Source organism: Borrelia coriaceae, assembly GCF_023035295.1.
In the GTDB taxonomy this organism is placed as follows: Bacteria; Spirochaetota; Spirochaetia; order Borreliales; family Borreliaceae; genus Borrelia; species Borrelia coriaceae.
The window spans coordinates 857,633-873,836 of the sequence record NZ_CP075076.1 but is presented as its reverse complement, the minus strand read 5'-3'; the positions used below and the strand labels follow the sequence as shown (position 1 = coordinate 873,836).

Below are 16,204 nucleotides of genomic sequence, written 5' to 3'. Positions count from 1 at the left end.
CCTTTACAAAAAATCATGTAAAATAAAATTATTACCAGCTCCCATTGTAACAAATAAATCATTTCCTTTTAATAAAGCCTTTATAAAATCAATAGAATCAACTACTTCCTTAAAAAAATAAACATTCTGATTTAAATCCTTAAGCGCTAAAAACAGTTCTCTAGAAAGTATATTAGAATCAAAATTTTCTCTAACTGAAAGATATATATCATGTAAAATCAACACATCAACATTGCTCAAAGCTTTAACAAAATCCCCAAAAAGAACTTTTGTCCTCGTAAATGTATGCGGCATAAAATCTAAAATAATACGCCTACCCTTATAAAAACTCTTTAATCCCAAGAGGGTACTTTCAATTTCCTTAGGATGATGGGCATAATCATCAAAATATATAACCCCATCTTTTTCCATGATAAATTCCATCCTTCTTTTTATGCCCATATACTCTCTAGCTACCCTTTTTATTCTCTCATCAAAATTCCAAACTAATTTTTTATATTTCTCTAAAAATAGCTTTAAAGCCAAAATTGATAATGCAAAATTTAAAACATTATGCAGCAAAGGGCTCCTTAATCTAATATCAATACTGCCCAAAAAATCAAACTTTAAAAACTCTTCTACTATCTCAAAATGTTCAATTTTAAAATCAGCCAGAGAATTAAATCCAACACTAAATACTTTAATATCTTTTCTTAAAATTTTATTTTTAATTTTAAGAAAATTAACTTCATCAGCATTGATTATTAATATCCCATTTCTTTTTAAATTATTAATATACTTCAAGAAAACATTCTCAACCTCTTCATAATTTTTAAAAAAATCAACATGCTCATAATCAATATTAGTTAAAACAATCATATCAGGCATAAAATGCAAAAAATGATTCCTATACTCACAAGTCTCTGCAATAAATACATCACCTTGACCTACAAGGCTAGATTTATCGCCAAAATCCTTAACACCAGCACCTAATATTACATTAGGCTGCAATCCTAACTTACTAAACAAAATCCCCAAAAACGCTGTTGTGGTAGTTTTCCCATGGGAACCTGCAACTCCAATACTATAATACTTTTTAGAAATCTCTCCAAGAATCTCAGGATAAGACAAAATAGGAATACCAAGTTCACGAGCTTCCAACAAAACAGATAAATTATTCTTATCATAAGCTGGTGAATATATTAAAATATCATAAGATCTACTATGAGACTTTAATGAAAATTCATAAATATTTTCATAATAAGTTATATTATTGCTATCTAACATAGATTCCGTATGAAATTTTAAAGGAACATCGACCCCCGATACAAAATAACCCTTAGAATTAAAAAAACAAGCAAGTGAACAAAGTCCAGAACCCTTAATGCCTACTAAAAAGATATTGCTTAAACTATCCAAATCAATATTCATCTTTCCTTTCCAGCTCAGCCTTTTGATCATAAAATTTATGTATGATAATATCAATAACAGATATATTGATGACTGTATATTTTAATACGTTGTCGATAATATAATTTCTAAGCATTTCCGCGTCATCAAGCAAATTATTCTCAAGTGGGATATCTAAAAAGAGCTTAAAAGAATAACTATCCTGATTTTTTTTAATCTTCAAATTATAGACTATATAATTTGCATTATATTCAGAAACACAATGTTCAATAATTTGTCTTACAGCATTCTTGGATATAGACAAAATACCTCCCTCTTCATGAAAATGGGGTTTTACAATAGAACGAATATAGTTTCTTTTTTTTGATAAAAATCCTTTACTTTTAAAAAAAACTCGTATTGAATCTAACAATAAATTAGGCTTAATAGCTGTTATCTCAAAGGCTGCTGCTGGAACAACATGTTCTCCCATTTGTCTTGAAATTTTTGCTTTTTCTATTTCCCTTTTGGTAGAAATATCTGTTATATAAATAATTTTAGAAGCACATGGCAAAAAAAGCCTAGACGTTATTTTATCTATCATGCGAATACTTGTTCCCAAAATTAAAATTTTATTGAAATTTTCTCTGCTCAGAGCTTCAACAATTTCATTTCTATGAGCATCATCTTCAAAAATAGAACGCCTTATTGCATCAAACATATTATTCTCAAATTTAGCAGAACTCCCCGCAATAATTTTCATATTTCTTATTAAAACACCATCATCAATGATCAAAGGAATAGAATATTTATCTGCTATTAAATGAGATCTAAAACTTTTTCCAGTGCCAGCAACACCCACTAAAGCATAAACCTTAATCTTTATAAGCTTATGCTTAATAGCAACTGAAATACTCTTAACTGTACCTAAGACATTTTTAAATGTGCACTTATTAAATAAATTCTTTAAAGTCATATACACCAAAAATATTATTTATCTGTTTTAAAAAATCTGAACCAGGTTCAACAAAAAATTCATTTCTTAAAAATAACGACTGGTTAAATTTTATCAAAAAAGAATGCAAAAAGTAATTGGTTTTTCTAAATTTAGAATCATATTTCCTATCATTAATCAAAGCATGTTTATTAAAAGCACACTGAGCTCTTATCTGATGTGTAAAGCCTGTCTTAATAGACACCTCTGCAAGTGTTGAAGATTTAGAAACTAAAATTGGTTTAACATCAGTTATAGCATTATATTTATCTACATCGTTAATAATAAAAGTTTTTTTTCCAATTTTATCACGATATAAAAAGTTCTTATAAGTTAAAGGTTTTTTAATCACACCATCAAGTAAAGCTAAATATTTTTTAGTAACAATACCAATGCTAAATGCTTTACTTAAAATCCTCGCAGAATTTACATTTTTTGCAAAGATAACAAGTCCTGAAGTATTTCTATCTAACCTATGAACAGCTGAGGGTTTAAAACTAAGAGAACCAAGATGTTCATCTAAAAGATAAGCATTAATCAAAGTATCAAGGGAATATTGATCACCATAAACCAAAATTCCCTTGCGCTTATTAATTACAAGCAAATCTGAATCCTCATATACTATCCTTCTCTCCACATCTCTTAATATAGCCGACTCATTTTTAACGGTTACCTTGTTTAAACTTAAACCTTGCAACAAAGGTTTATACAAATAAATTTTATCATCCTGAAAAATTCTATGAGAAAAAGAAACTTTCAAATTATTTAAAAGGATATCTCCATTCCTAATATGTCTGATTATTTTAGATTTAGGAAATTTTAAAAACTTTATCAACACTGAATCAAGTCTTTTACCATCGTCATTTTGCAAAACATTAATAACAATATATTTACCATCATCACTAGCATTCAAAAATAACATACGACTAAATTTTACTACATTTTCTACAAACAAAATTAACTATTAAAAATGAACATACAGCAACAAAAAGTGAAGGAACAACAGGATGAAAATAATAATTACCCAATGCACCATAAGAAATCATGATCAAATAACTTAAAAGTCCCAAAACCTGAGAAACAAAAGCTGAGATCTTGCTGACAAAAGAAAAATAAAGTCCAAAAACAATAATAGAAAAAAATGAGACTTCCAAAGCCCCAATTGCAAAAATATTTAAGAAAAGCAAAAAGTCAGGTGGTTTTAAAGATAAAAAAACTATCAGCAACATAAAAAAAACATTGGAAATAATAGTAATTTTATTAATTCCAATCTTAACACCAATATTCTTATTTAATAACAATATTGCCTTTACCCAAATGGAAGACAATAAAAGAAAACTTGAATCTATTGTAGACATTATCGCTGACAAAAGTCCTACAAAAAATAATATAAATATATTAGGACTTAATACCTTTAATGCTACATTTAAAATAACTTTATCATTTGGTTCAAATTCAGGAAAAATAACAAGAGATAAAAACCCTATAAAATGCATAATAACAACTAAAAATCCTATTACAAAAGTAACAACGGGAAGAGACAATCTAATAGCTTTTATATCTTTAAATGCTATAAAATTATTAACAAATTGTGGAAGTCCCAATATTCCAATTCCTATTAATATCCAAAAAGAAATTATATATTCAATTTTCAAATCCAAGTTTGATGGCAAAAATAAATCATCTTTAAGATTCAGCTGAGCCATTTTAAAAAGATTACTAATTCCATCTCCCAAATCAACTAATCTTAAAAATAACAATATAGATGATATGAGCATCAAAATTCCTTGTACTAAATCCATATATGCTATCATCTTAAATCCCCCCAAACACACATATAAAAAAATAAATAAAGAGAAAAAAATAAGAGCATCTGTATAATCAATTTGAAAAAAAACCTCTAAAAGCTTAGCACCCCCCATAAGTTGAGCTGAAATTAAAAATAAAGAGAAAAAAATTAATATAACACTACTAACTAAAACTAAAGAACGACTCAGATATCTATATCCAATATAATCAATAACATTGATTGCATTGATTTTTTTAGCTTCTAAGTTCAATTTTTCACCAATAATGACAAATGAAATTAAACTTGTAGGAATTTGAATAACTGCCAAAAATATAAAAGATAATCCATATCTATAAACAGCCGAAGGACCTGAAATAAAACTACTAGCACTAACATAGCTAGAAGCAACAACCAATGCCATCACCAAAAAATTCAAACCATTATTTGCAAGAAAATAATTACGTAAAAATAATGTACCTTCTTTTTTCCTTCTAGAAAAGACTCCAAAAGCACAATACAAAATCAAAAAGACAAAAAATAAAAAAAATCCTTTAGTCACTCTTAAAAAAGATTACAAAAATAAAAACCAATAAAAAACTAAAAATAGGAAAAAAAATACACGCTGAAAAAAACCAAAGAGGAATATTAAATATGAAAATAGAAAAATAAGATAAATAAACTGAAAAAAGCCACCAAATAAAAAGAAATAAATACATTATACTTGCAAAAAAAATCTTATTTCTCAATTAAAAATCCTTTTAAAATATTTTATACAATATTATATAATTGTATAAAATAAATATGAAAAAACACAAAAATATATTGATCGGGGTATGCGGAGGAATTGCAGCCTATAAGTCAGCCTATATCATCTCAAGTTTAATAAAGATGGGATACAATATAAAAGTTATAATGACAGAAAATGCAACTAAATTTATTACTCCCTTAACCTTAGAGATTATCTCTAAGAACAAAGTGATCACAAACATGTGGGATACAACCCATGAAGAAGTAAAACACATAAATTTAGCAAGATGGGCAAATTTAATATTAATTATTCCAGCAACATACAATATCATTTCTAAAATTGCATCAGGCATTGCTGATGATACTCTAACTACAGTTATATCTGCAAGTACCGTTCCAACTTATTTTGCAATAGCAATGAACAATATAATGTACCAAAACCCTATCCTAAAAGAAAATATCAGAAAATTAAAAAAATATAATTATAAATTCATTGAACCTGATGAAGGATTTTTAGCATGTTCTTTACATGCTATTGGACGTCTTAAAAATGAAAACAATATTTTAAACATAATATTAAAATCATTAGAGCCAAAATTACCTTTAAAAAATAAAAAAATACTAATAACCGCTTCCCGTACTGAAGAAGCATTAGATCCAGTTCGTTACTTCTCCAATAAATCAACAGGACAAATGGGTTTCAATTTAGGCATTGAAGCACAAAACCTTGGAGCAGACGTAACAATAATTACAGGCCCCAGCAATGAAAAAATACCTTATGGAATAAACGTTATTAAAATAAAAACAGCATTAGAGATGTATAAAGAAACAATAAACATATACGAAAAATTCGATATAATAATTGGCACTGCCGCTGTTGCAGACTTTAGGCCCGCCAAAACTTACAAGACTAAAATCAACAAAAATAATATACAAAACCTCCTTATTAAATTCATCAAAAATCCAGACATAATGAAACATATAGGCCAAAATAAAAATAAAAACCAAGTCGTTATTGGATTTTGTGCTCAAAAAAATGCGATCCTAATAGAACAAGCTAAAAAAAAATTGGAGACAAAAAATCTAGACTACATTATTGCAAATGACCTAAAATACTTTGGCTCAAACTTAAACAAAATTTATATAATAAACAAAAATAGTGTTAAAGAACTTCCTGAAATGTCTAAAAAAGAAACAGCAACTGAAATTTTAAAAATTTTATATCAATAATTTGTTAAAAGTTTCTTTAAATAACCTGAATGAGTTGTCCTCTTTATCTCTTTAAGTCTATCTGAGAGTAATGAGGATTTATTATAAACAGCCCCCTTAATTGCAAGATTCATCAAAGCAATATTTGTACTCTCAATGAGCTTAGAATAAAAATTATCAAAATTACCCTTCCTAACTGCAAGCAACATAGCAATATTTGTAAGCAACTTTGAAGGCTTATTAATATTTTCCTTTTCTAAAAGATTTAAAGCAATTAAATGTGCCGAATTTAAATCTTTATCTAAAATATAACTAAACATAATAAGTTTAAAGTTATGCTCAACACTAGAATCAAGCATGATAGTTTGTAAATCTTCATAATCAATCCCCATATCTACTAAAGCTTTACCGGATGCTTCTCTGACTTTTAAAGAAGGGTCACTTTTTGTCTTATAAATTAATACCTCTTTTGAAGCAGTATCACCATGACCTTTAATAGCTTCAACAGCACTCTTCCTAATGTTAGGATCAGAATCTCTTAAAAAATCATATAGAATCTCTTTTGATTTCAAAGAAACATCCCTTGAGAGTGCCTCCACAATGGCAATCTTAATATTATGATTGTTATTATTAGTTTGAAGATATAAATCGGCACTCGCTGCTATTTTTGAAGGCATAAGATATGATAATGCCTTAATTGCCGAAGCCTTAATTGCTGGATTTTCATAACTATCAACAGAAATTTCATAAAGTCTATCCGCATAATCAAAAGCATTAGATTTTCCAATAGCAATTAATATTGCCGATTTAACTCCATCATTACTAGAATATTTATCATAAACATCCATCATATTTTTTGAATATTCAGGAGAAGAAAGCTCACCAAGATAATAAGCAGCAGTAGCTACAATATTCCCTTCTTTATTCTCAATAATATCAATAAGAGTTTTTTTTAAGGCATCCTTATTACCAAATTCCTTAAGATATAAAATTGCCAAATTAATCAAACTATGAGGATATCGATTGATCTCATAATTATCAAGAATATAATTAGCACTATCAACACTACCCGAATATTTAAGTGATAAAAACAAATCAATAATTGCTAATTTAAGATCAACATTAAAAGTTTTCTGCAATCTCTTTTCAAGCAAAGCATTATACTCACTATCACCTGATTTCTTAAGACTATTAATAATTTCAATAACTTGAGTATCAATCCCATAAGAGATAATATCTTTTACCCGCTTCACATCCAAGTTAATATTATTAAGATCAGGATTTTTAATAGTATCCCTATCAAGATAACTTTCCTTTATACCTTCACTACTCCTAGGTTCCTGAGATGCCAAAGATTTAATTGGTGATATTTGTTCTCTAACAGCAAAAACATCAAGGACAATACAAACTAAAAGAATAATCTCTAAAGTTTTCACGCAACTTCCTTACTAATAAATTTAAAAAACTTACTAACACCAAGTAAATAATAACATAGTATTAAAATAATAATACTAAGTGCACCCGCAACACTTAATAAGTAAAAATTATAAAAACTAAATCCTACATCCCACTTAAAATTCTTAAAAAGAGTATAAAACAAATATAAAGGAATAATAGAAATAAATGCCTTTATAAGAGCTATTGAAGAGCTAATAAATTCAAGTTTTATCCCACTCTTAAGTCCAAAGAAATAAAAAATAATAACACATAAAATGAAAGAAATTGATTGCGCAAGAGGCAAAATATCTACTACTTTATAAAAGTAAACACCAAAAACTGAGATCGCAATATCAATGACAGCAAAAAAAAGATTAAAATAAAGTGGAATTCTTGAATCACGTACAGAAAAATAATATTTCTGAAACAATCCAAAAACTGAAGAGAATGGCAATCCAATTAAAAAATATTGAAGTACCTTAACTGTTCTTTGAGTGTCATATACAGAAAATTTACCCCCTGTAAGCAACAAATTTAAAATAGGATCAGCCCAAATATACATTAAAAACGATATTGGAACTAAAAGAAAAATCAGAATATCAATTCCCCGATTTAAAATCAAATTTAACTCTTTAGTATTACCTAAAGAAGCATATTCAACCATCTTAGGAAAAATAACTGTAGAAATAGAGACATAAAAAAGTCCAACAGGAAGCTGATAATAAACAATTGCATTACTTAAAACAGAAACGCTTCCAATATCCAAAGTTGATGCTAAACCAAATGAAACCTGCTGAGTAACAATTGCCAAAAAAGCTGATAAAATTATATGTGCCCATCTATTTAAAAACCTCAAAAATGAAGGATCATTAAAATTCAATGTTGGCTTATATGTAATACCAATATAGATACAATTTATCATCTGAACTAAAAACTGCAAAATCCCACCAACAATAACCCCAATAACAGCACTATATATGCCATATTGCCTGTAAAACAAAGATATACTTAATATAATGCTAAAAGAGAGCATAACAGACGAAAAAGATGGAATAAAAAAAAACTTATAAGAATTTAAAACTGCTGCAAATACTGATGCCAAACTTATAAGTAACACATAAAGTATTAAGTAATTAAATATATAACTGGCTAATTCCAAATTACTATCTCTATAAGAAGATACAAAATAAATAATTTGTCGAGAAAAAAAAATCATAATACAGACAATAAAACTAATACTTATAATATTAAACGTGATAACTCGTCTGAAAAAATCAATAGCATGATTATTAGATTTATTTCTCTCATGAGCAAATTCAGGCATAAAAGCTGAAGTCATTGCACCTTCTGAAATAAGTTTTCTTAAATTATTCGGAATATTAAAAACATAATTAAAAATATCTGCTTCAAGATTTGCACCAAAATAATATGAAAATACTTTTATCTTAACAAAACCCATTATACGTGAAAAAAAAATTGAAATCATAACAATCACTGTTGAAAGAATATCTCTATTCATAAAAATTACCTTCATCATATTTGCGCAAATAAAGCTTCCTAAATTTTATAAAATCATCATTCATAATTGCATCTCGAGACTTTTGAATAAGTCTAAACATATAATGAATATTATGCTCACTGGCCAACATAACTCCAAGAGTCTCTCCTGATTTAATTAAATGTCTTAAATACCCCCTTGTATACCTTGTACATAAGGTACAAGAACAATTTCTCTCAACAGGACAAGTATCAACATTAAATTCAGCTCTCTTAATACGCAATACTCCATTATCGGTCAATAACGAACCATGCCTAGCAATTCTCATAGGATTAACACAATCAAAAATATCAATACCATAATATATTGCATCCAATATATAGTGAGGTGTACCAATTCCCATTACATATTTTGGTTTAGACTTAGGTATTAACGAAGAATTATATTCAAGAATTTCTAAGTATTTATCTTTTGGTTCTCCAACAGAAATTCCGCCAATTGCAATACCAGGACTATTGAATTCTAAAATCGCTTCAGTACTTCTTTTTCTCAAATCCTTAAAAAAATTCCCTTGCGTTATTAAAAATAAAAGACCATCATATCCTTCTTTCCTATTTTCATAAGCACGTAATGTCCTACGAGCCCAAGAAGTCGTAATATTTGTATACAAACTTGCTTCACTGTAATCAATCCCATAAGAACTACATATATCAAGAGCCATAATAATATCACTCTCAAAAATTTCTTGCAGCTTGAATACACTCTCAGGTGTAAAATAGTGTCTAGAACCATCAATATGCGATTTAAAATCTACTCCCTCAGTTTCAATCTTTCTAAAATTAGATAAAGAAAATACTTGAAATCCCCCAGAATCTGTCAAAAAATTTTTATTCCAAGTTGTAAAATTATGCAAACCTCCATACTTTTTTATAACATCAATACCAGGTCTTAAATAAAGATGGTAAGTATTCGCAAGCATTAAATTACATCCCAACTTCTCAAGTACATCATGATTTAAAGCCTTCATTGCACCCAAAGTACCAACTGGCATAAAACACGGGGTTTCCACCTTCCCATGAGGAAGTTCAAGAATACCAAGTCTTGCATTCGAATCTTTATCATCTTTAATAATACTAAACATAAAACTTTTAATAACCTATTACTTACATACAAAATTATAAACAATAAAATTAATAATAATAAAAAAAATCGTGGGCAATGCACTTGCAACTGCTATAGGCAAATAGTCAAGATCTGCTAAAAAACTAAAAACCATAATCGACATAACATATACAACGGCAAATGCAATGCTATTTAACAAACTCCATATAAAAATATTTTTTTTCAAAGCAAGACTTACAAAACCCACAGTAAAACTAAGAAGTATCAATCTAAATGAAAAAAATATTCTGCTTAAAAAATCAAATAAAGCTTCAGAATAATCCAAATTTTCTCTCTTAAGAGCACCAATCCAACTAATAAGCCTTGAAAAATTCAAAGTTTTCGATGAAAGCATAACTATTTTAATATATTCAGGCTCTAAATTAACAATCCCTCTACCATCAAGAACTTCATGAAATGTCTCTAATACATCTCGTTCTACTCTAGAAAATTCTCTTACACCATAAAGACGCCAACCAGAGTCAATCCATTCAGCCTTACTTATATCATACCTCTTTTTAAAATTATCATTCTGATCTTTTAAAATAATCATCAAATTAGCAATGATATCATTCTCAATATCATAATGCTTAATATTGTAAATTTCTCTTGCAAAATCTCTAATGATTACATTTCTATCACCTACACCTTGCTGCTTGCCAATACTATTTTTAAGAAAAGCATCCCTTTTAGCAACAGTATCGATAACCAAATAATTATCAAAAAAAAAGAGCATTACAGAAATAACAATACTAAGCATAATTATTGACCTTAATATTCTAGCAATAGAAATACCACAACTAAAAAGTCCTATTATTTCATTCCTCATAGAAAGATTGCCAATAAGATTAGAAACAGCAAAAAGAAAAGACAAAGCCAAACCATCTGAAAAACACTTTGGCAAATAAAGATAATAGATATAAACAATATCATTAATACTAAGATTATGATCAAGATAATTAAAAAGATTTGTAAATAAATCGAAAAGCACAATTAAAATCACAAAAAGAAAATTCATAAATAGAAAAGTCAACGATATATTATTTACAAAAAGTTTATCTACTTTCACTTTTTCAACACTCTCACAAAAAGTATTAAACCTGCAAAAATTAACATCATGTTTGGTAAAATAGTAATAAGAAAAGGATTTGGAGAATATTGCACAGTATAAACTTTTCCACCAATGAACATGACCCAATAGAAAACACAAATAAGAATTGAAAGTACAAGCTCCAAAACAATAGAATATTTTTTATTTGAATACATACCCATACCAAAAGCTAAGAAGATAAAAAATAGAACAGATAATGGCAAACTAATTTTTTGATAAAATTCCAAACAAAAAAGAGCATAACTTCTCTTAACAATCAGATCTTCATAAGGAGCATAATTTAAACTTAAGTTATACATATAATTTATGTTTTCAAGAACATATTCTTCATCTAAAATATTATTCTCAGAATATAAGTAATTCAAATAAGCATTTGAAAAATTCAAATACAAAAGATCTTCTTCTAAATTATTTTTCATATTTAACTCTTTAACTAACTTACTTTGCTTCACAACAAGTTTCATAACATCTCTAATACTCATTTGAGATGGTGCTACATAACTTAACAACCAACTATCACTGAACGTAACTTGATCAATTGAATATTTCATCCGATCAGCATAAAAATAGTCATAAAACCCACTCTCGTCCTCTGTTAAGGCAATAGATAAAACATCATTTAAAATAAAATATACCTGATGGTTTTCTTTTTGAATGTTAAGTTCCCTTGCCATCAATATCCTGTCATGACCTTTAAGTTTAGTATTATCGAAAAAAGTAACATTTCTATACCCCCGCTCAGATTTTTCTCCTGATACAAATATTAAATCTCCATACTGTTTGCTTGAATAAGGTTTCAATATCAAATGAGGTATTTCTTCCTTAATTTCATTAAAAATTTTTAACCTACCAATAGAACCAAGGGGCAACAAAAAATCATTTGCAATAAAAGAAATTAATGCAATAATTACTCCCAATTTAAAAAATGGAACTAACAAATCAAAAATAGAAATTCCAATTGATCTAAAAGCCAATATTTCATTATTAAGTTTGAATCTATAAATGGTAAGTATTACTGATAGCAAAGCCGCAAATGGGGGCGAAAGAGCAATTATCATAGGAAGTGAATATACAACAAAAATAAAAGCCTTTAAAAACGGAACATAGTTTTGAAGGAGTATTCTCATAAAAAAAAGTATTTGGTTTATGAAAAATACAAAGAAAAAAAATAAAAAAGTAATTAAAAAATACTTAACAAATTCAATAATTATGTAAGATTCATAATTGTCTTTTAATACTCTCATTTACAAAAACCAAACCATTATTTAAAGTCCCAAGCACAATATAATCATCAAAATTTAAAACTTTTACTAAATTCAAACTAATAAGTCCATCACCAGGGCCTAAATAATCCCAATTATCACTCACTGTATCGTAAATTAATAAACCATGTTCAAAAGTTGCAAATAATAATTTATCATCTCTAATCTCCATATCAAGAAAATATCCAATACTAGAATCATTATTAACATTATATTTTACATATGTAAGACTATCTAAATTGAACCTAAAAAGACCTCCTCCATAAGTTCCAACGTAATAATCACCTTCATGCTTCTTTATAAAATTAATATTTTTTTCACTATCTACCTTTCCCCAATTTAAATGTTTAACGTTACTTAAATTGGATAAGTCAATAGTATAAACAGACTTATCCATTGTTCCTACCAATAATAAATCTTTATCCTCATCTAAATACAATGATGAGATCCTATTAGAACCAAGCTTGATATAAGTCCACTCACCTAAATCGGAGTAAAACCATAACCCAGAATTTAGAGTACCAACAAAAACTCCATCTTTAGCGCCCAGCAAAACTTGTATACTATTTAAGTTAACATTTAAAGGTATTTTCACTTGCTTAATAGGAGTTTCTAAATCATCAATATAATAAAGAGCATTATTCCCACCAACGTATACAACTCCTTTATGTTCTGCAAATCCTTTAAGTCCATTTAAAACAATACTCTTTTTATCTTTAATATAAACCTGATATTCATTATTTCTAATATCATATCTTAAAAGACCACCAAATATGTTTGAAACAAAAACATTACTTCCTACAATAAACATGTCAAAAATACTATTATCTAAAAACCCTAAAGATTCTAAATTTAAATAATTTATTCTAAATTTATTATTCAGAAAATTATAAATTCCTTGATCATAGCCTGACTTAATAGAAATTTTATCAATATCTCTTAATGCAGAGATTGCACCCATTCTATCCTTAACAAAATACTTAAGTTCAGCAACTCTAAGACTAGCATGAGAATATTGATAATCTTTTAAAAAATTATCAAAATGATATTCTGAAAGATCATAAACTCCCATATCATAATTTAAATAACCAAAAAATAAATTGGATTTAGCAATTAATTCTTTACCATAATTTTTTTCATCAGTTACTATTTTATTCAAATAGTAAATTGCCATGCCAAAATTCTTTTGTGCATAACTCTCTCTAGCACTTTTAAAATAAAAATTATCTTCTTTTAAAAAAGCATCACTTAAAAAAAAAGGTTCATCATCTTTAAGACCAAACAAATGACCTCTTGTACCAAGACCTGACTCATCAATATCCAATGCATCAACATTTGGCTCTTGAATATTATCTGCAACATAAAAAGATAAATTAGCATCTTCACTAGTAAGACATGACAAAAATAAGCTCAAAAAGATAAGCTTATTTTTTAAAATACTATTTATATGATCTATAAAGCACATAACTATTTACTAATCTCTAACTAACTCAAGCTCAATCTTACCAAACTTATCGATATCAGATATTCTCACCTTAACCATTTGCCCTTCCTCTAATCTTACAGGCCGCATAGCAAATGTATTTCTACTATCTTTACCATACCTAGAATATCTACTACTACCATATCTAGAATGTCTAATATCACCATATCTATCGTCCCTTGATCTTGCTCGGTTACTTAAAAATCCTTCCTTGGTAGGAGTAAGTTCAATGAAAGCTCCAAAACTATTAACCTTTTTAACAATCCCTTCATAAACCTCACCAATTTTAGGTTCTCTGACAATACTCTCTATCCTTGCTTTAGCTTTTTGCATCTTTAAGTCATCAGTTCCAAAAAGAGTAATCCTACCATCTTGCTCAATTTGCACCCTAACCTCAAACTCATCTGTAATTGCTTTAACTGTCTTACCAGTAGATCCAATAACAAGAGAAATTTTATCAATATCAATTTGAAGCTGCACAATCTTAGGCGCATTAACAGATATATCATCTCTTGATCTTGAAATTACAGAATCCATAATAGATAAAATATGCATTCTTCCAATTCGTGCCTGCTCAAGAGCATCCTTCATCAATTGCTTTGTAACATTTGAAATCTTAATGTCCATCTGAAAGCCAGTAATTCCATTCTTAGTTCCTGCCACCTTAAAGTCCATATCACCCAAATGATCTTCTTCTCCAAGAATATCACTCAAAATAACATACTTATCACCCTCACTAACAAGTCCCATAGCTATCCCTGCAACTTGCTCTTTAACAGGAACTCCCGCAGCCATTAAAGACATACTTCCAGAACATACTGTAGCCATTGATGATGATCCATTTGATTCTAATACCTCAGATACTACTCTAATAGTATAAGGAAAATCATCCTTTTTAGGTAACATTGCCTCTAAAGACCTTTGAGCTAAATGTCCATGCCCAATCTCACGCCTACCAGTCATAAGCCTGCCAGTCTCACCAACAGAAAATGGAGGAAAATTATAATGAAGCATAAAATTAAGACGCTTATCACCATCAATATCATCCATTATTTGCTCATCAATACTTGTACCTAAAGTCGTTACTGCCAAGGCCTGGGTCTCACCTCTTGTAAAAAGAGCAGAACCATGGGTTCTCTTTAAAAGATCAACCTCAACAATAATATCTCTTATTTGTGTAGGAGTACGTCCATCAGTTCTAAGATTATCTTCTAGAATTGACCTTCTAACAATTTCTTGTTCAAAATCATCACAAGCTTTATAAAAAAGACTCTCATTCTCTTCAGTTATCTGACCTATAGAAGAAAAATGTTCATAGGCTTTCTCCTTAACTAATTTTATAGCCTTATCTCTATTAAGCTTGCCTCTCACAAAACAAGCAACTTGAAGTTCAGAATAAATTAAATCTTTAAGCTCACCTTTAAATTCAAATGCCCTCTCTTCATAAGCAAGTGGCAACTTTTCTCTCTCACCTACTATTAACACAAGTTCTTTTTGAAGATTACAAATTTGTTTAATGTACTCATAAGCTTCATCTATTGCAGAAAGCAAAATTTCCTCGCTAACCTCATTAGCACCACCTTCAACCATTGTAATACCATCCAAACTCCCCGCAACAACAATGTCTAAAATAGAATCTTGTACCTCATCAAAAGAAGGATTTATTATAAACTCATTATTTAAGTAAGCTATCCGAACAGCTGCAATTGGACCATTAAATGGAATATTTGACAAAAAAACTGCCGCAAAAGCAGCATTCATCCCAACAATATCAGGAGGATTCATCTGATCTGTAGACAAAGTCGTTGGAATAACCTGAATTTCTCTACCAAACCTCTTATCAAAAAGCGGCCTCATAGGTCTATCTATTAATCTTGAAACAAGTACTTCCTTATCTTTTGGCTTACCTTCTCTTTTAATAAATCCTCCAGGAATCTTACCAGCAGCATAATATTTTTCATTATATTCAACAGATAAAGGAACAAAATCCAAATTTTCACGGGCTGAATCTGAACAACAGACCGTAGCAAGAACAGTAGAACCACCATAAGTAGCAAGAACTGCACCATTTGCTTGCTTAGCTAATAATCCTGTTTCCAAAATTAAGTCTTCTCTTCCTACTTTTAACTTCAAAATTTTTCTCAA

At 28.6% G+C, this 16,204-nt stretch carries 12 protein-coding genes; 1 reads left to right on the top strand and 11 read right to left on the bottom strand.

Annotation, left to right across the window (positions count from 1 at the left end; genetic code table 11):
- Positions 1-3 precede the first annotated feature (3 nt).
- The 4 genes from murC to panF are packed head-to-tail and all read right to left on the bottom strand — an operon-like array spanning position 4 to position 4,710.
- Positions 4-1,410 carry a UDP-N-acetylmuramate--L-alanine ligase gene (gene murC / locus bcCo53_RS04145; protein ID WP_025408382.1) on the bottom strand — a complete coding sequence of 469 codons (1,407 nt, stop codon included), beginning with the start codon at positions 1,408-1,410 and terminating at the stop codon, positions 4-6.
- The gene (locus bcCo53_RS04140; RefSeq protein ID WP_028328138.1) at positions 1,400-2,344 is read right to left on the bottom strand and encodes a hypothetical protein; all 945 of its coding nucleotides are present in this window, start codon (positions 2,342-2,344) and stop codon (positions 1,400-1,402) included. The genes murC and bcCo53_RS04140 overlap by 11 nt, the downstream gene beginning before the upstream one ends.
- Positions 2,322-3,284, bottom strand: a complete 963-nt coding sequence (locus bcCo53_RS04135; RefSeq protein ID WP_025408380.1) for an RluA family pseudouridine synthase — start codon at positions 3,282-3,284, stop codon at positions 2,322-2,324. Before bcCo53_RS04135 ends, bcCo53_RS04140 begins: the two co-directional genes overlap by 23 nt.
- Before the next feature lie 4 nt (positions 3,285-3,288).
- A complete protein-coding gene (gene panF / locus bcCo53_RS04130; RefSeq protein WP_028328137.1) occupies positions 3,289-4,710 on the bottom strand; it encodes a sodium/pantothenate symporter in 1,422 nt (473 codons plus the stop codon).
- Positions 4,711-4,952: 242 nt separating this feature from the next.
- Here panF and coaBC point away from each other — a divergent pair, with 242 nt between their 5' ends.
- Positions 4,953-6,128: a bifunctional phosphopantothenoylcysteine decarboxylase/phosphopantothenate--cysteine ligase CoaBC gene (gene coaBC, locus bcCo53_RS04120; protein ID WP_028328136.1), complete on the top strand. Its 1,176-nt coding sequence runs from the start codon at positions 4,953-4,955 to the stop codon at positions 6,126-6,128.
- Here coaBC and bcCo53_RS04115 read toward each other — a convergent pair.
- From bcCo53_RS04115 to pnp, 7 genes are all read right to left on the bottom strand, one after another.
- Entirely contained in the window at positions 6,122-7,477 is a 1,356-nt protein-coding gene (locus bcCo53_RS04115; RefSeq protein WP_425387112.1) for a HEAT repeat domain-containing protein, read from the bottom strand. The genes coaBC and bcCo53_RS04115 overlap by 7 nt on opposite strands.
- A gap of 62 nt (positions 7,478-7,539) precedes the next feature.
- On the bottom strand, positions 7,540-9,063 hold the full coding sequence (gene murJ / locus bcCo53_RS04110; RefSeq protein WP_025408377.1) for a murein biosynthesis integral membrane protein MurJ: 1,524 nt from the start codon (positions 9,061-9,063) through the stop codon (positions 7,540-7,542).
- Positions 9,056-10,183: a tRNA guanosine(34) transglycosylase Tgt gene (gene tgt, locus bcCo53_RS04105; RefSeq protein ID WP_025408376.1), complete on the bottom strand. Its 1,128-nt coding sequence runs from the start codon at positions 10,181-10,183 to the stop codon at positions 9,056-9,058. Before tgt ends, murJ begins: the two co-directional genes overlap by 8 nt.
- Positions 10,184-10,201: 18 nt before the next feature.
- On the bottom strand, positions 10,202-11,272 hold the full coding sequence (locus tag bcCo53_RS04100) for an LptF/LptG family permease (RefSeq protein ID WP_025408375.1): 1,071 nt from the start codon (positions 11,270-11,272) through the stop codon (positions 10,202-10,204).
- Positions 11,269-12,558, bottom strand: coding sequence for an LptF/LptG family permease (locus bcCo53_RS04095; protein ID WP_028328134.1), 1,290 nt, complete (start codon positions 12,556-12,558; stop codon positions 11,269-11,271). Before bcCo53_RS04095 ends, bcCo53_RS04100 begins: the two co-directional genes overlap by 4 nt.
- Positions 12,533-14,041, bottom strand: a complete 1,509-nt coding sequence (locus bcCo53_RS04090) for a hypothetical protein (RefSeq protein WP_025408373.1) — start codon at positions 14,039-14,041, stop codon at positions 12,533-12,535. Before bcCo53_RS04090 ends, bcCo53_RS04095 begins: the two co-directional genes overlap by 26 nt.
- A 9-nt stretch (positions 14,042-14,050) precedes the next feature.
- Positions 14,051-16,204, bottom strand: a complete 2,154-nt coding sequence (pnp, locus tag bcCo53_RS04085; protein ID WP_025408372.1) for a polyribonucleotide nucleotidyltransferase — start codon at positions 16,202-16,204, stop codon at positions 14,051-14,053.

Coding starts and splice junctions, on each gene's coding strand:
- murC (WP_025408382.1), bottom strand. CDS start 1,410: ATGAATATTGATTTGGATAGTTTAAGCAATATCTTTTTAGTAGGCATT.
- bcCo53_RS04090 (WP_025408373.1), bottom strand. CDS start 14,041: ATGTGCTTTATAGATCATATAAATAGTATTTTAAAAAATAAGCTTATC.
- bcCo53_RS04140 (WP_028328138.1), bottom strand. CDS start 2,344: ATGACTTTAAAGAATTTATTTAATAAGTGCACATTTAAAAATGTCTTA.
- tgt (WP_025408376.1), bottom strand. CDS start 10,183: ATGTTTAGTATTATTAAAGATGATAAAGATTCGAATGCAAGACTTGGT.
- bcCo53_RS04095 (WP_028328134.1), bottom strand. CDS start 12,558: ATGAGAGTATTAAAAGACAATTATGAATCTTACATAATTATTGAATTT.
- bcCo53_RS04135 (WP_025408380.1), bottom strand. CDS start 3,284: ATGTTATTTTTGAATGCTAGTGATGATGGTAAATATATTGTTATTAAT.
- coaBC (WP_028328136.1), top strand. CDS start 4,953: ATGAAAAAACACAAAAATATATTGATCGGGGTATGCGGAGGAATTGCA.
- murJ (WP_025408377.1), bottom strand. CDS start 9,063: ATGAATAGAGATATTCTTTCAACAGTGATTGTTATGATTTCAATTTTT.